At 60.7% G+C, this 15,801-nt stretch carries 12 protein-coding genes and 4 tRNA genes; 11 read left to right on the top strand and 5 right to left on the bottom strand.

Annotated elements, in window-relative coordinates; all coding sequences use genetic code 11:
- Positions 1–76: 76 nt before the first annotated feature.
- Entirely contained in the window at positions 77–1,951 is a 1,875-nt protein-coding gene (locus ACTJK7_RS15020; RefSeq protein WP_323151284.1) for an MFS transporter, read from the top strand.
- 122 nt (positions 1,952–2,073) lie between these two features.
- Here the strand turns inward: ACTJK7_RS15020 and sugE are convergent, their stop codons facing one another.
- The 3 genes from sugE to rdgC form a co-directional block, all read right to left on the bottom strand.
- On the bottom strand, positions 2,074–2,388 hold the full coding sequence (sugE, locus tag ACTJK7_RS15015; protein ID WP_064378689.1) for a quaternary ammonium compound efflux SMR transporter SugE: 315 nt from the start codon (positions 2,386–2,388) through the stop codon (positions 2,074–2,076).
- A 118-nt stretch (positions 2,389–2,506) separates the two neighbouring features.
- Positions 2,507–3,472, bottom strand: a complete 966-nt coding sequence (locus ACTJK7_RS15010) for a bile acid:sodium symporter family protein (RefSeq protein WP_236196565.1) — start codon at positions 3,470–3,472, stop codon at positions 2,507–2,509.
- Between the two features lie 162 nt (positions 3,473–3,634).
- The gene (gene rdgC / locus ACTJK7_RS15005) at positions 3,635–4,555 is read right to left on the bottom strand and encodes a recombination-associated protein RdgC (RefSeq protein WP_007950430.1); all 921 of its coding nucleotides are present in this window, start codon (positions 4,553–4,555) and stop codon (positions 3,635–3,637) included.
- Positions 4,556–4,714: 159 nt separating this feature from the next.
- Here rdgC and ACTJK7_RS15000 point away from each other — a divergent pair.
- The 4 genes from ACTJK7_RS15000 (at position 4,715) to ACTJK7_RS14985 (ending at position 5,248) form a co-directional block, all read left to right on the top strand.
- A tRNA-Val gene (locus tag ACTJK7_RS15000) sits at positions 4,715–4,790 on the top strand.
- A gap of 19 nt (positions 4,791–4,809) precedes the next feature.
- A tRNA-Asp gene (locus ACTJK7_RS14995) sits at positions 4,810–4,886 on the top strand.
- A 190-nt stretch (positions 4,887–5,076) separates the two neighbouring features.
- Positions 5,077–5,152, top strand: a tRNA-Val gene (locus ACTJK7_RS14990).
- A gap of 19 nt (positions 5,153–5,171) precedes the next feature.
- Positions 5,172–5,248 (top strand) — tRNA-Asp (locus ACTJK7_RS14985).
- Positions 5,249–5,393: 145 nt separating this feature from the next.
- Here ACTJK7_RS14985 and ACTJK7_RS14980 read toward each other — a convergent pair.
- The gene (locus ACTJK7_RS14980; protein WP_323151951.1) at positions 5,394–6,530 is read right to left on the bottom strand and encodes a catalase family protein; all 1,137 of its coding nucleotides are present in this window, start codon (positions 6,528–6,530) and stop codon (positions 5,394–5,396) included.
- 26 nt (positions 6,531–6,556) lie between these two features.
- Positions 6,557–8,365: a di-heme-cytochrome C peroxidase gene (locus tag ACTJK7_RS14975; protein WP_064378692.1), complete on the bottom strand. Its 1,809-nt coding sequence runs from the start codon at positions 8,363–8,365 to the stop codon at positions 6,557–6,559.
- Positions 8,366–8,635: 270 nt separating this feature from the next.
- Here ACTJK7_RS14975 and ACTJK7_RS14970 point away from each other — a divergent pair, with 270 nt between their 5' ends.
- The 6 genes from ACTJK7_RS14970 to ACTJK7_RS14945 form a co-directional block, all read left to right on the top strand.
- Complete coding sequence (locus ACTJK7_RS14970) at positions 8,636–9,358, top strand: FKBP-type peptidyl-prolyl cis-trans isomerase (protein WP_440780991.1); 723 nt, start codon at positions 8,636–8,638, stop codon at positions 9,356–9,358.
- A 297-nt stretch (positions 9,359–9,655) separates the two neighbouring features.
- The gene (locus ACTJK7_RS14965; protein ID WP_007950434.1) at positions 9,656–10,111 is read left to right on the top strand and encodes a YkvA family protein; all 456 of its coding nucleotides are present in this window, start codon (positions 9,656–9,658) and stop codon (positions 10,109–10,111) included.
- A 114-nt stretch (positions 10,112–10,225) separates the two neighbouring features.
- On the top strand, positions 10,226–10,567 hold the full coding sequence (locus tag ACTJK7_RS14960) for a helix-turn-helix domain-containing protein (protein WP_007950435.1): 342 nt from the start codon (positions 10,226–10,228) through the stop codon (positions 10,565–10,567).
- Entirely contained in the window at positions 10,564–10,935 is a 372-nt protein-coding gene (locus tag ACTJK7_RS14955; protein ID WP_003223109.1) for a hypothetical protein, read from the top strand. Before ACTJK7_RS14960 ends, ACTJK7_RS14955 begins: the two co-directional genes overlap by 4 nt.
- On the top strand, positions 10,936–11,343 hold the full coding sequence (locus tag ACTJK7_RS14950) for an SEL1-like repeat protein (protein WP_085655490.1): 408 nt from the start codon (positions 10,936–10,938) through the stop codon (positions 11,341–11,343).
- 226 nt (positions 11,344–11,569) lie between these two features.
- On the top strand, positions 11,570–15,801 hold a 4,232-nt coding region (locus ACTJK7_RS14945), incomplete at its 3' end, for an RHS repeat-associated core domain-containing protein (RefSeq protein WP_440819228.1).

The raw sequence follows: 15,801 nt of genomic DNA, 5'->3' as shown, positions 1-15,801 counted from the left end.
CGGTTCGAGATTCTTATAAGCGTAGCCAGGCCACTGACTACCTTCTCTTTCCAAAAACAACAGGGTCACACGGAAGATGAGTCACCCCTCACAGTTCAACCTGCTGCGTACCCGGCGCTTCCTGCCGTTTTTCATCACCCAGTCGCTGGGCGCGTTCAATGACAACGTGTTCAAGCAGTCGCTGATCCTCGCCATTCTCTATCGGCTGACCATCGAGGGTGACCGCTCGATCTGGGTCAACCTGTGTGCGTTGCTGTTTATTCTGCCGTTCTTTCTGTTCTCGGCGCTGGCCGGGCAGTTCGGGGAAAAATTCGCCAAGGATGCGTTGATCCGTCTGATCAAACTGGCGGAAATCGCCATCATGGCCGTGGGATCCGTCGGCTTCCTGTTCGATCACCTGTCATTGATGCTGGTGGCGCTATTCGCCATGGGCACGCACTCGGCGCTGTTCGGGCCGGTGAAGTATTCGATCCTGCCACAGGCCTTGCGCGACGACGAACTGGTCGGCGGCAACGGGCTGGTGGAGATGGGCACGTTTCTGGCCATTCTGGCCGGGACCATTGGGGCCGGGGTGATGATGTCGTCGGCCAATTACGCGCCGGTGGTGTCCGCCGCGATTGTCGGCATCGCGGTGCTGGGTTATCTGGCCAGTCGCAGCATCCCGCGCGCAGCAGCGGCGACCCCGGAAATGCGCCTGAACTGGAACATCTTCAGTCAGTCCTGGGCGACCCTGAAACTGGGCCTGGGACAGACGCCTGCGGTGTCGCGTTCGATTGTCGGCAACTCGTGGTTCTGGTTCGTCGGGGCGATTTATCTGACGCAGATCCCGGCTTATGCCAAGGAGTGGATGCACGGCGACGAAACCGTCGTTACCCTGATTCTGACGGTGTTTTCGGTCGGTATCGCACTGGGCTCGATGCTGTGCGAGAAGCTGTCCGGGCGCAAAGTCGAGATCGGCCTGGTGCCGTTTGGCTCGTTCGGGCTGACGGTTTTCGGGCTGTTGCTGTGGTGGCATTCCGGTGGAATTCCAGAAAGCACTATCGGCCATAGCTGGACCCAAGTGCTCGGTTTTGGTCATGCCTGGGCGGTGTTGATCGACGTGCTGGGGCTCGGGATCTTCGGCGGTTTCTACATCGTGCCGCTGTACGCGCTGATCCAGTCGCGCACCGCCGAGAACGAGCGGGCGCGGGTGATTGCGGCCAACAACATTCTCAACGCGCTGTTCATGGTGGTTTCGGCGATTGTCACCATCGTGTTGTTAAGCGTGGCCAAGCTGTCGATTCCACAGCTGTTCCTGGTGGTGTCGCTGCTGAACATCGGCGTTAACGCCTACATCTTCAAGATCGTCCCCGAGTTCAGCATGCGTTTCATGATCTGGCTGCTCAGCCATTCCATGTACCGCGTGGAGCATCGCAACCTTGAGGCGATTCCCGATGAGGGCGCGGCGTTGCTGGTATGCAACCACGTGTCGTTCGTCGATGCCTTGCTGATTGGCGGCGCGGTGCGTCGGCCGATTCGCTTTGTCATGTACTACAAGATCTACAACCTGCCGGTGTTGAACTTTATCTTCCGCACGGCGGGGACGATTCCTATCGCCGGACGCCAGGAAGACATCCAGATCTACGAAAAAGCCTTCACCCGGATTGCCCAGTACCTGAAGGAGGGTGAGCTGGTCTGCATCTTCCCGGAAGGCAAGTTGACCGCCGATGGCGAGATCAACGAGTTCAAGGGCGGGCTGACGCGGATTCTCGAAGAAACGCCGGTGCCGGTGATTCCGCTGGCGTTGCAGGGGTTGTGGGGGAGTTTCTTCAGCCGCGATCCCAATAAAGGACTGTTCCGGCGCTTGTGGTCGCGGGTGACGCTGGTGGCGGGTGCACCGGTCGCCGTTGAAGCAGCGCAACCGGCGGAGCTGCAGGTGTTGGTCGGGGAATTGCGCGGGACTGTCAGATAATCATTGGCCGTGCCGGCCTCATCGCGGGCAAGCCCGGCTCCCACAGGCTCTCCAGAGAACATGAGCTTTGTGCACAACCGAAAACCTGTGGGAGCGGGCTTCCCCGCGATGAGGCCAGTGGCTTAAGCGCTGACCTTGAGCCCGATCAGTCCGGTGACGATCAACGCGACACTGGCCAGGCGAATCAACGCCATCGATTCGCCAAACAAAATGATCCCGGCAATCACCGTGCCCACGGCACCGACCCCGGTCCAGATCGCATAAGCCGTGCCCAGCGGTAGTTCCTTCATCGCCAGACCCAGCAAGCCCAAGCTGACTGCCATGGCGGCAACGGTGAGAACGGTCGGAAGCGGACGGCTGAAGCCATCGGTGTATTTCAGGCCGACGGCCCAGCCGACTTCGAACAGGCCGGCGAAAAACAGAATGATCCAGGACATGAAAAGCCTCCATCGATTGACGGGGCCGTCCCCAGATTGAAAACTCGATTGAGCCGCAGGGTCGTCCCCGCGTGGCGCACATACTACCTAAAAATGTGCGCCGCACCGCGATCCGGAATCAGTCGGCCGTCTGTTGCGCCAGCGTTTCACGGTCTTGTTTTTCGCTCATCCGCCGGAAGTACGTCGAAAGCAGTGCCCCGGAAATGTTGTGCCAAACACTGAACAGCGCACTCGGCACCGCCGCCAGGGGCGAGAAATGCGCACTGGCCAGCGCAGCCCCCAGCCCCGAGTTCTGCATGCCGACTTCCAGTGCCAGGGACTTGCGCTGTGGCAGAGGCAGGCCGAACAGGCGCCCGGTGAAGTAACCCAGCAAATAGCCGAAGCTGTTGTGCAGCATCACCACGGCCATGATCAGCAGACCGGATTCGGCAATTTTCGCCTGGCTGGCGGCAACCACGGCAGCGACGATGATCACGATGCTGACCACCGACACCAACGGCAGCACTTCCACCGCGTGGCGCACCTTGTCACCGAGCACGCGTTGCGCGACCACGCCGAGGACGATTGGCAGCAGCACCACTTGCAGGATCGACCAGAACAGTTCCATGAACGAAACCGGCAACCAGGCCGAGGCCAGCAGCCAGATCAGCGCCGGCGTCAGCAACGGGGCGAGGAGGGTGGTGACGGCGGCGATGGCCACCGACAGCGCCAGGTCGCCACGGGCCAGCCAGGTCATGACGTTCGAGGAGGTGCCGCTCGGGCAGCAACCGACCAGAATCACGCCGACGGCGATTTCCGGCGGCAGATGAAAGATCTGGCACAGCAACCACGCCATCCCCGGCATGATCACGAAATGCGCGACGACCCCCAGCGCCACACGCCACGGATGGCGAGCGACGGCGGCGAAGTCGTCGAGTTTGAGGGTCAGGCCCATGCCGAACATCACCAGCCCGAGCAGCGGCACGATGGCGCCTTTGAGGCCGAGAAACCAGGCCGGCTGGAGGAACGCGATCACCGCGAAAATCAGAACCCAGTAAGCGAAGGTATTGCCGACAAAACGACTCAGTGCAGCCAGTGCGCGCATGGCCTGTTCCTTGTTATTAATGACACCACAAAACATTGTGGGAGCTGGCTTGCCAGCGATGGCGGCATGTCAGACGCCATTTGAGCTATCTGTAACACCGCTATCGCTGGCAAGCCAGCTCCCACAGTTGATTCGGTTTCTTCCGTTGCAACCGCTTTACGCTTAGATCCCCTGCGGAGTCTCTTCGCCGCCCAGCGCTTCAACCAGCGCCGGCAGGAAGTCGCCGAACGTCAGCATCATCAGGGTGAAGCTGGCGTCCAGTTGGCCGAGGGCTTCGTCGCCGCCGTCCTGTTCCGCCTGATCCTGCAACAGATCTTCGAACTTCAGGCGCTTGACGGTCATCTTGTCGTCAAGCATGAACGACAGTTTGTCCTGCCAGGCCAGCGACAGTTGAGTCACCACCTTGCCGGTGCTCAGGTGCAGCTGGATTTCTTCGCTGGTCAGATCCTGACGCTTGCAACGCACGATGCCGCCGTCTTCGTGGGTGTCGCGCAGTTCGCATTCGTCCAGGACGAAGAAGTCCGGGGCGGCTTGCTGGGTGGTGACCCATTCGGTCATCACGGCGGTCGGCGCGGTTTTCACGGTCAGCGGACGAACCGGCAGGGTGCCGATCACTTCACGCAGGGTGGAGAGCAGGTCTTCGGCGCGTTTCGGGCTGGCCGAGTTGACCAGGATCAGACCCTGTTTCGGCGCGATGGCGGCGAAGGTCGACGAGCGGCGGATAAAGGCGCGCGGCAGGAAAGCCTGGATGATTTCATCCTTGATCTGATCGCGTTCCTTCTTATAGACCTTGCGCATCTGCTCGGCTTCGATCTCTTCGACCTTTTCCTTGACCGCGTCACGCACGACGCTGCCCGGCAGAATGCGTTCTTCTTTACGGGCGGAGATCAGCAGGAAGTCACCGCTGACGTGCACCAGTGGAGCATCTTCGCCTTTGCCGAATGGCGCGACGAAACCGTAGGTGGTCAACTCCTGGCTTGCACATGGACGCGCCAGTTTGGTGGCCAGTGCAGTTTCCAGCGCCTCGGCATCGACAGGCAGGTCTTGGGTCAGGCGATAGATAAGCAGGTTTTTGAACCACATGGGGTGAGTCTCTCCTTTATACAAAGGGGGGCATTATTGTCTTCGCCGGGTCATAGGCCAACCCTTCTCTAAGCCTTTGGAAGGGCTAAGAAAATTATTTAAAAAAGTGCTTGCCAGAGGTTGGGGCGCTCCGTAGAATGCGCGCCACACCGAAGCGAAGGGTGATTAGCTCAGCTGGGAGAGCGTCTGCCTTACAAGCAGAATGTCGGCGGTTCGATCCCGTCATCACCCACCATTCGTTTCAAGTGTTTAGCGCAGCGGTAGTTCAGTCGGTTAGAATACCGGCCTGTCACGCCGGGGGTCGCGGGTTCGAGTCCCGTCCGCTGCGCCATATTCGGTAACCTGGAACACTGAACGCCAGGTCACCACGGAAGAACCCGCCAAGGCGGGTTTTTTTCTGCCTCGAGTTGTACCTGCGGGATGTGTCATTTCACCGGTTTTCGGATTTATTTGAAAAAAACTTCAATTAAATCAACACATTACGAAAATTTGTGGCATAATGCGCCCCGTAACGAAGCGAAGGGTGATTAGCTCAGCTGGGAGAGCGTCTGCCTTACAAGCAGAATGTCGGCGGTTCGATCCCGTCATCACCCACCATTCGTTTCAAGCGTTTCGCGCAGCGGTAGTTCAGTCGGTTAGAATACCGGCCTGTCACGCCGGGGGTCGCGGGTTCGAGTCCCGTCCGCTGCGCCATATTCGGTAATCTGGAACACTGAACGCCAGATCACCACAGAAAGCCCGCCTAGTGCGGGCTTTTTGCTGTCCGGGATTTGGCTTTTGCCGGGCCTGAACATGAGAAAGCGACCTTTGATGGTCGCTTTTTTCGTTTCTGGCGCTGCTATTGCGCCGAATTGCGGCTGTGGCGGTAATCGCTGACCGCTTCATACACCGCTTTGCGCAGGCGGTTGATCCCGCCAATCGGGCGATGAGCGTCGATGCCGAACCAGGGATTGAACGACAGGTTGTCGCATTGCAGGTTCAGCGCCGGGGTGTCGAAGTCCTGCGGGGGCAGGGTAATCCGGGCCACTGTCTGGAATGGGCTGTCCTGTTCGCGCCATTCGATGCTGGTGTCTTCGATCGGCATGTACTTGTTCGCGTCCTGGCGCTGGATCTGCAACACAAAACACGCCGGAATTCGATCGGTCGACAGCTGTTGATTCAACGCGTTGCGCAGGAAGTTCGGCAGATCCTGGTTCTGTTTCGGCAGGGTGTACGCGGGGCAGCGCTCCGGATCCGGCATCACCCGAAACTTGGCATTGGCCTCGCCGAACTTGTAGGGCGATACCGAGAAATATGTGGTGCGGGTCGGGCTTTCCGGTGGTGGCGAAAGGGTCGCCAGCGCAATGAACAGATGCCGGATTTGCCAGCTGCGCGGATCCCACCCCGGAAAAAACGCCATGACCTTCTTGCCGTCAGCCTGCGCGGACACATTCTGACGATACTCGGCGACATCGCTGACGAAGAAATTCGGATGGCTGAACATCACGAAATCCTGCTCGCGCAGCCCCTGACGATCGGCCAGCAAGGATTTACCCGGCACATCGAGCAATTTGAGCGCCATGCCCCGGGCATCGCGGATGCTGTCGAATTGCGGATAGGCGTTGCCGTTGGACAGGCGCATCGTCGCTTTCCAAAGCTTGCCCGGTTCGCTGAAGACGCCCTGGCGCAGTTCCTGAGCCAGATCCGGCAACACCTGCACATCGGCTTTCACGCAGCCATGGGCCTTGGCATGGGCGTCGCGCAGGTAGCGGGTGCTTTCGCGGTGCTGATCGACGATGCGCACCGCGGTCTGAATCACGTCCTGGGTCATGGCGGCTTCGCCATCTGGAATCTGCTCCAGCGCCGACACCGGGCCACGGTGCTGCCAGGCGAACCAGGCGGTCGCCAAGGCCCAGCCGATCAGGCCGATCACCAGCAGGATCAACAGGGTTTTGCCCAGTAACCGTCCCAGCCAGAGCCAGAAACGCGCCAGCAGCGAGGGTCTTTTGAAGGAGTTGAAGATCATGGCAGTTGCGCCTCCAGCGGGCCGCCCAGCACTTTCAGGTATTCGAGCAGCGCCCAGCGCTCTTCTGGCTGCAGCAGTCGGCCGATGACGCCATTGCCGCGCTCGCCGGCGCGAAATTCGTGGCCGCTGTTGTGGTTACCGGTAATGCGGGTGTCAAACAGGAAGCCGTTGGTGAAGGCTTCGGTGCGATAGCCCAGATGGCGCGGGTCGTATTCGAAGGTGCCTTTATAGAACGTGGTGGCGCGCTCGTCCTGAGGCGACAGCAACTGATAAAGGCTCGGCACCGAGCCGTTGTGCAGGAATGGGGCCGTGGCCCATACGCCGGCAAGCGGACGCGCTTTGTAGGCGACTTTTTCGCGAACGCCGATCGGCAGGCCGAAGCCATCGAGCTGTGGTTTCTCGGCGGCGGTGACACCCGCTTCACGGTACGCACGGTTTTCCACGAAGGCGGTGACGTAAGCCAGTCCCTTGGCCACTGACAGCCGGCTGAGATCCAGCGGCTCCTTGGGGGTGGGGTGCAACTTCACGTCCATTTGTTCAAGCTCTGCCGGGTTCCATTGCAGGGCGGTCAGGTCGAAACGGTGATTGGCGATGTTGTTGGCGGCGTTCGGGTCGGTGCCGATGACGTCCACCGGGAGCATGTGCAGGTGTTGCACCCAACGCTCGCCTTCCTGGGTCTGACGCGGGACGTGGCATCCGGCGCAATTCTCGGCGAACAGGGCTCGCCCCTTGGCTGCCAAGGGTCTGTCGACGACGCCGAGCAACTCTTCAGGCCATGCCGGCGGTCGCAGTCTTTGCAGGGTTTCTTCGATCTTGTGCAGATCGCGCACACGTACGCTGGAGGCATAGCGCTCATCGCCTTGCAGCGGCTGGCCGTTAGCGTCGAAGAAATTCAGAGTGGCGCCGACGCCCAAAGCCTCGCCGATATTGCGCGCCATCGGTTGTTGCGCCGAACCGTTCCACTGCACCCAGTCGAAGGTCCACATGTCCCACAGCTGTGGGTAATCCACCGGGGCATTGGCCACGCGGTAATTGTTTGGGGATATCGCATCGCCGAAGGTCGCGTTGGCGATACGCCCGAAGGCATCGGTGCGGCCCGGGCCTTCTTCGGTGGGGTAGAGGCCACGGTGAGTGTCGTTCCAGGCCACTTTGATGAAGGTGTTCAGTGAGCTTTTGAAGTCTTTGCGCAGTTGTTCGTGGCGTGCTTCGTAGTCATTGCCCAGCACGTGGCGTGCGAAGCGTTCGAATTTCCATGGGTTGTAGTAGGTCGAGGCGAGACTGGCGACCAATGCCTGTCCGAAACTGCCGCCGCGCAATGTAGGAACGCTGGAGGGCAACACATGCTGGGCCGAACCGCCGTCGATGCGCACTGCCTGGCCATTGAAGTGCAGTTCCCCGGTGTGGCAGGCCGCGCAAGTGATGTCGAGATATTGCTCGGAGCTGCCGGGATTCTGGTGCCGGGCGAAACCCACCGGCAGATTCCCCGGGTTGTCCGGCGTGGCTTTCTGTTGCGGATCGATCAGAAAGCCGAAGCGCGCGAGGTATTCCGGAGAGGCAAAGCGTTGCTGCGAGAACGGCAGCTCCAGCGCCTGGAACCATTCATAGCGCAGGCCTTTGACCTGCGTCCCCTGCGGGGTGAAGTAGTAGGTCTGGCGCTCTTGCTCAGTCCACTGGTTCAGGTAATGCACCTGTTTTGCAGGTGCGGGGAAGGGCAATCTCGGATTGGCGACATAGTAAACAACCACCGCCAGAGCCAGTCCCAGCAGCACCACGATCAGCGTCAACACACGGTATAAGAGGCGCAAGATAAACATCCTTGTCGAGTTGTTGCGCTGTTATGCCTGAGCCAGGTCGTGTGCGGCAAGTGGCCATTACGCCAAGTGTTGTGGGAAGCGGCATCAATCACTGTCGGCGAAAGATGACAGAAGCTTCATCGTGCCTTTCGCCAAATGCTTTTTAATCCCTGAACTTATCGGAAGATTCCTGCTCTCATGCCGGTAGCCATTGGTCGTGGCGGCCTGATAAGCTCGCGGCTTTACTCGATTGCCCTTTCGGCGCATGAACAAGGAAATAGCATGAAACAGCATCGGTTGGCGGCGGCGGTTGCCCTGGTTAGCCTGGTACTCGCGGGTTGTGATTCGCAGACCAGCGTAGAGCTGAAAACCCCGGCGCAAAAAGCTTCCTACGGTATCGGCCTGAACATGGGCAAGAGCCTTGCTCAGGAAGGCATGGATGATCTGGACTCCAAAGCGGTAGCCCAGGGCATCGAAGATGCCGTCGGCAAGAAAGAACAGAAGCTGAAAGATGAAGAACTGGTCGAAGCTTTCGCCGCGCTGCAAAAGCGTGCCGAAGAGCGCATGGCCAAGATGAGCGAAGAGTCGGCAGCCGCCGGCAAGAAATTCCTCGAAGAAAACGGCAAGAAGGCTGGCGTTACCACCACCGCTTCCGGTCTGCAGTACGAAGTGGTCAAGAAAGCCGACGGCCCGCAGCCCAAGCCTACCGATGTCGTGACCGTTCACTACACCGGCAAGCTGACCAACGGCACCGTCTTCGACAGCTCCGTCGAGCGCGGCAGCCCGATCGATCTGCCGGTCAGCGGTGTGATCCCGGGTTGGGTCGAAGGCCTGCAACTGATGCACGTTGGCGAGAAGTACAAGCTGTACATCCCTAGCGATCTGGCTTACGGCGCACAATCGCCAAGCCCGGCAATTCCGGCCAACTCGGTTCTGGTCTTCGACCTGGAACTGCTGGCCATCAAGGATCCAGCCAAAGAAGACCCCGCTGCCGCCAAGCAATAAACTTCGGCACCGGTTTCCCCAACAACGCCTCGCTTATGCGGGGCGTTGTTGCATCTGGACGATGGTCGGCGTAAACAGACCGAACCGATGCCGGCCAGGGCAGTCCTAGACTTTAAGGTTGTCAGCGCTAGACGTCTGGAACCGCCAAGTCAATGAAATATTGGGATTTTTTATGTGAGTAAAAAACGCCCGATTTAAGCGCAGCCCTTATGAAACGGGGCTCTCAGCGCTGAAATGCAGCTCTGTTCACAAGGTTATCCACAATTTGTGTGGATAACATTTCAACGGGAGAAATAAATGAAAGCGCCATGGAATTTCGCCCGATTCCTGCCTTTGGCCGGCCGCTTGCTGGCTCGAGGCCGCTTGCCGACCTTGTTGTTCGCCGTGGCCAGCAAAGGCGCCGCCCAAGGCAATCGTCTCGGCAAGCTGAAGGACGATTTGCGTCTGTTGCAGGCACTGTGTCTGGCGTACTGGCGCGGCGAGTACCGTGCGATCAGCGCCAAGGCGATCGTTTCGGTAGTGGCCGGTCTGATGTACTTCCTCAGTCCGGTGGATGCGATCCCGGATTTCATTCCCATGTTCGGCATGCTCGATGACATCGCCGTCCTCGCCTGGCTGATGAAAACCCTCGACGATGAACTGAATGCCTTCCGCCTGTGGCGTCAGCGCCAGGCGCCGGAAAAGCTCAGAGTGGTCGAGCGTCTGCCCGATACGCCCGAGCAACTTCAGCTTCAGGGGCCGAAAAAGTCCTGAATCGCGACAGCCTCGTACACAGATAGATACCCCCCACGACCTTGGCCGCTGTTAGGATTACACTTCTAGGGAAAAGTGCCGACTCGCTAAGTGTTGTTGTCCTACGGGGTAGTCATGGATATTCAGATAATTGCACGCGATGGCGAACCCGAATATGCGGTTTTGCCATGGGCTCAGTATCAGGCTCTACTGAAAGCAGCAGGCATCAACGAAGCACCGTCGCAACCGGCTCCGGCGCCGCTTGCGGCAACCCCGGACCCGATTCTTCCAGGTCTGGATCAGTTACGCAGTTTGCGCGAAGGGAAGGGCATCGCCATCGAGGCGCTGGCCCGCACGGTAGGCATCAGCCCGTCTTACCTGGCCATGATCGAAAGTGGCGAGCGTCTGCCCGACGCCGCGATTCGCCGCAGCCTGGCCTGGGAGTTGACGGTGCCAGGGTGGAGGGAACAATCGTGAGCGTACGCATCAGTCGTCAACATTGGGACGGATTGCTGGGGGAGCTGGATCAGGCGCGCAGGCAGCGCCATCTTTTGACTTATCGAGCGTTGCTTGAACGCCTGCAACTGCCGACGCCGGCGATGCAGACATTGACCGCTGCACTGGAGCATCTCGCGGCACTGGACGCGAAAGCCGAACAACCATTGCGCAGCTCGCTGGTGATCAGCCAGGGCGCCAGTCGCCTGCCACGCACCGGATTCTTTGAATGTGTCGAGCGTCTGGGGCGTTTTTCCGGGCCGTCCGACGGTGTTGCCGCCGCCTCCTGGCATGCTTCGGAAGTGGTGCGGGTCTTTGAGTACGAGTACCCGGAATCGGCGGAGGCCTGAGTGTTTTTACGACTCAAGGCGCGGGCCAGTTACTGGCTGGCCCGTAGGCTTTTTCACTGGTCGTGGTTTGTCCGTCAGCCCCGCGGCTGGCGCTGGCTCGAAGGGCAGTTTGCGCGCATGGCCAATCTGGGCGATGTCGGCGCGCAGAGTTTTTACGGACACATCCTGACATTTCGCGGGGTTGGCCTGGGCGCACGTGAAGAAGGTATCCGGTTGCTGCGACTGGCGGCGCTGGCCGGGGATGGCAAAGCGGCGTATCAGGTGGGTGTCATCAGTCTGGCAGGTACACCGAGCAAAGCGCCGGATCCTTCGGAAGCCGCTCGCTGGTGGACGATGGCCGCGAAGGCCGGGCATCCGTTGGCCGAGCTCAAGTTGAAAGAGCTGGCCGGCCGGGACGCTTCTCGATAAGCAAGTCATCTGTTCCGTGAACGGGGCGCGAGGGAAACCTCCCGCCCCGTTTTTGCGTCTGCAGTTCGATAAAAAAGCAGTTACAGACTTCTCCTACATCCTCTGCCTACTCGCCTGACTTCTTTTCTGATTGATCCCCCGCAAAGTCCCTCGCCTGATTTTTGCGCGAGGGAACGCACATGTTTGACCCGGTTTTTCGTTTCGCCATGCGCATGGAAATGCGCTGATGGATGCCGTCACCCGCATCGAGCAAGAACTCGACAGCTTTCCCCGCACCCTTGATCTCTATCGCGAGCAGCTCAAGCACTGGCTCAGTCGCTCGGCAGACGGCGTCAGTCATGCGGCTGATCTGCCTTCGCTGATGGGGATGGAGCGGATCATCCGTTTCGGCGAGCACAGCACGGCGGTTGCGATTGACGACAACCGCTTCTCCTCTGCGGTCGTGCAATGCCCGTATTCCGGGCGAATGGAGATCGAGAGCAAGTTCGAGTCGGCGTACGACATTCCGTTGGGCGACATCGTTGTCGATGTGGTGGCGGTGGAGGGCGGTGCAGTCAAGTCGGTCACCCTCGATGCTCAAGGCAAAGGGGTGTTCACCGGTGAGGCGGGCAAGTTTTATCGGGTGGTGGTGCACGGCGAGGCCAGCGAGCAGCAGGTTGATGCGCTTTTCGAATCCTACGATGGCCTGACTCGGCAGCTGGATGGCTGGCTGCGCAGCGAGTGGCAGGGTTTCAAGCCGCAGTGGTCGCAGTCGGTGGCCACGGCAGCCGGGAACGGCATGCTGGCCGGGAGTTGGGCGGCGATCGAGGGGGTGTGGGACAGCATCGGGTTGCTGTCGGAGATTCTCAAGGATCCCGGAAAGTTTGCCGAGCGGTTGGGCAGTGGCGCAGCACAGCTGATCGCGCTGGCAGAAACCGCGCCTGAAATGATGGAGAAGCTTCAGTTACTGGTCAGTGACGAAGCAGCGCTGTGTTTGTTGCTGCGAACTGCCAGCCTCTGGCTGGAGATGCTGCCACCCAGTGAAATTGCCGGGAAAACCGCCGAGGCGGTATCGATGGTAGTGGTGCAACTGCTGATCGATGTGTTGATCGGCGTTGTGTTGACCTTCGTTGGTGCCGGGGCGGGGATTGCGTATCTGACCTTGCGTCTGGCGGATCGTGGCGCTCAGTTGCTGTCGGCGGTGACGCGCCTGGTGAAGGCGATGTTCGGCATCGTCAGCACCTTCATCGGCTACGTGAACCAGTACAAATCCGTCGCCGCGCGGGGCATCGCCGCCGGGGTGAAAAAGGGCCGCATGCAACTGCGCTGGGATGCCCGGCGCAATGCCTCCCTGAAAAAAGACGAGCACCACGACGACACGCCGGATCAGGCGAAAAATCCCAACGGTGACAGCGCCGATTGTGCACCCCGAACCTGCACCAACGGGTGTCCGGTGTCGATGGTCACCGGCGAAGAGCTGCTGACGCTGACCGATGGCGTGCTCGACGGGCTGCTGCCGTTTGAGTTCAGCCGCTTGTATCGCACCAGTGCGGTCGAGATCGATGTCGGGCTGGGGTTTGGCTGGAGTCACTCGCTGGCGCATCGGCTGGAGGTCGATGGCGCTGCGGTGGTCTGGGTTGACCACGAGAACCGGCGCACGCGGTTTCCGTTGCCGAGTGTCGAGCGGCCGGAAATCCACAACAGCTTGTCGCGGGCGGCGATCTTTCTGGGGGATGAGCCGCAGGAGCTGATTGTTGCGCTGGCGGGTGAGGCGGCGCGGTTTTATCACTTTCGGGCTGGGCGTCTGACGGCGGTCAGCGATGCCTACGGTAACCGGTTGCGTATTACGCGGGATCGCCTGGATCGCATTGAGCGCCTCGACAACGGCGCTGGTCGTTCCTTGTTGCTGCGCTATGAGCGGGCGCATCTGGTCGCGGTCGATTATCAGGTTTTTCGGGAGTCTGCCTGGCGCACCGAGCAGACCCTCGCCCGTTATCGGTACGACGCCCGTCATCGATTGATCGAGGCGACCAATGCGGTCGGCGAAAGCGAGCGTTACGACTACGACGACCAGCACGTCATCCTGCAACGGCAACTGGCCGGCGGCGCGAGCTTCTTCTGGGCGTGGGAGCGCGCCGGCAAGGCGGCGCGTTGCGTGCGGCACTGGGCCTCGTTTTCGCAGATGGATACGCGTTACGTCTGGGATGACGCCGGCCGTGTCACGGTGCATTACGTCGATGGCACTGAAGAAACTTACGTCCACGACGACACCGCGCGGATGGTGCGTCAGGTTGCCGCCGACGGTGGTGAGCAGCTCAAGGCCTATGACGCGCAAGGCCGGCTGGTCGCCGAGCAGGATGCGCTGGGGGCGGTCACCGAATACCGCTACGACGATGCCGGACGGCTGATCGCGCTGATTCCGCCGGACGATGCGCCGACGTCCTACGAGTACCGCAATGGTTTCCTGCACAGTCGTTCACGTGGCGATGCGGTGTGGACGTACCGGCGCAATGCCCAGGGTGACATCACCGAGGCGGTCGATCCGGATGGCCATGTCACCCACTACCACCGCGATGCACAGGGGCGGTTGCTGTCGATCCGTTATCCGGATTCGGGTCGGCATGTGTTCGTGTGGAACGACCTGGGCCAATTGGTCGAAGAAAGTCTGCCGGACGGTGGGGTTCGCAAGTTTTCCTACGATGCGTTGGGGCGGCGGACGACGGTTCAAGACGAACATGGCGCGGTCACCCGTCACGCCTGGGACGCCGTTGGCCGGCTGATCCAGACCACCTCGCCGAATGGCGCCACCCGCGCCTGGTCCTACAGCGCCTACGGCCAGATCACCGCCGAGCGCGATGAACTGGGGCGCATCACCCGCTACGAATATGACGATGACCTGCATTTGGTCAGCCGGCGGATCAACCCCGACGGCACGCAACTCCGGTACCGCTACGACCATGCGCAGCTGTTGCTCACGGAAATCGAGAACGAGTCCGGCGAAAAGTACCGGCTGGACTACACGCCCACCGGACTGATCCGACAGGAAACCGGCTTCGATGGCCGGCGTACCGCTTACGCCTACGACCGCAACGGCCACCTGCTGGAAAAGACCGAGTTCGGCGACGACGGCTCGACGCTGGTCACCGGCTATCAACGTGATGCTGCTGGGCGATTGCTGCTCAAGACCCTGCCGGACGGGGTCGAGGTCAGCTACCGGTATGACCGTTTAGGCCGTTTGGTCGGCGTGGATGACGGCCAGGATCACCCGCTGGCCTTCGAATATGACCTGCAGGACCGGCTGGTGCGCGAGCATCAGGGCTGGGGCACCCTGCGTTACACCTACGACGCCTGCGGCCAGCTCAGCCGGATGCGCCTGCCGGACAACAGCAAGCTCGATTATCACTACGCCAAGGGCGGCGCGCTGACCGCGATTGACCTCAACGGCGCCTTGCTCACCCGTCACGTCTACCAGAACGGCCGCGAACAGCAGCGCCAGCAAGGCCTGCTGCTCAGCGAATATGCCTACGATGAACAGGGCCGCTTACGCGCCCACGCCGTAGGCCATCAACGCAGTGCGCTGTACCGTCGCGACTTTGCCTACAGCGCCAACGGCAACCTCGAACACATCGCCGACACCCGCCACGGCCAGCGCAGCTACACCTACGACGCCCTCGACCGGCTGATCCGCGTGCGCCACACCCGCGACGATGTGCCGGAAACCTTCGCCCACGACCCGGCCGGCAACCTGCTGATGCAGGATCGCCCCGGCCCGACGCAGATCAAAGGCAATCGCCTGCAAATGCAGGGCGACCGGCACTACGACTACGACGCCTTCGGCAACCTGATCCGCGAACGCCGTGGCCGTGCGCAAACCCTCGTCACCGAATACCGCTACGACAGCCAGCACCGCCTGATCGGCCTCACCCGCCCCGACGGCACCAGCGCCACCTACCAATACGACGCCTTCGGCCGGCGCATCCGCAAAACCGTCAACGGCCAGACCACCGAGTTCTTCTGGCAAGGCGACCACCTGATCGCCGAAAGCAGCCAGGAACAGCACCGCAGTTTCATCTACGAACCCGGCACCTTCCGCCCATTGGCCATGCTCGACGGCAAAGGCCCGAAACGCGCCTGCCCGTTCTACTACCAACTCGACCACCTCGGCACCCCGCAGGAGTTGACCGACTACAGCGGCGAGATCGTCTGGTCAGCCAAATACAGCGCCTACGGCAAGGTCACCTCGCTGGAGCTCGCGACCGAGGACTACTTGAACCAGCCACTACGGTTTCAGGGGCAGTACTTCGATGAGGAAAGCGGGCTGCATTACAACCGGCACCGGTACTACGACCCGGACGTGGGGCGGTACCTGACGCCGGATCCGGTGAAGCTGGCGGGTGGACTGAACCAGTACCAGTACGTGCCGAATCCGACGGGGTGGGTGGATCCGTTGGGGTTGAGCTCCAATTGTCCGCCGCCGAA

The organism is Pseudomonas sp. 22085, from assembly GCF_052045815.1.
Taxonomy (GTDB): domain Bacteria; phylum Pseudomonadota; class Gammaproteobacteria; order Pseudomonadales; family Pseudomonadaceae; genus Aquipseudomonas; species Aquipseudomonas glycinae.
Note: the sequence above shows the minus strand (reverse complement) of the source record. Positions and strands in the feature narration are given on the sequence as shown.

Coding starts and splice junctions, on each gene's coding strand:
- ACTJK7_RS15010 (WP_236196565.1), bottom strand. CDS start 3,472: ATGCGCGCACTGGCTGCACTGAGTCGTTTTGTCGGCAATACCTTCGCT.
- ACTJK7_RS14970 (WP_440780991.1), top strand. CDS start 8,636: ATGAAACAGCATCGGTTGGCGGCGGCGGTTGCCCTGGTTAGCCTGGTA.
- rdgC (WP_007950430.1), bottom strand. CDS start 4,555: ATGTGGTTCAAAAACCTGCTTATCTATCGCCTGACCCAAGACCTGCCT.
- ACTJK7_RS15020 (WP_323151284.1), top strand. CDS start 77: ATGAGTCACCCCTCACAGTTCAACCTGCTGCGTACCCGGCGCTTCCTG.
- ACTJK7_RS14960 (WP_007950435.1), top strand. CDS start 10,226: ATGGATATTCAGATAATTGCACGCGATGGCGAACCCGAATATGCGGTT.
- sugE (WP_064378689.1), bottom strand. CDS start 2,388: ATGTCCTGGATCATTCTGTTTTTCGCCGGCCTGTTCGAAGTCGGCTGG.
- ACTJK7_RS14965 (WP_007950434.1), top strand. CDS start 9,656: ATGAAAGCGCCATGGAATTTCGCCCGATTCCTGCCTTTGGCCGGCCGC.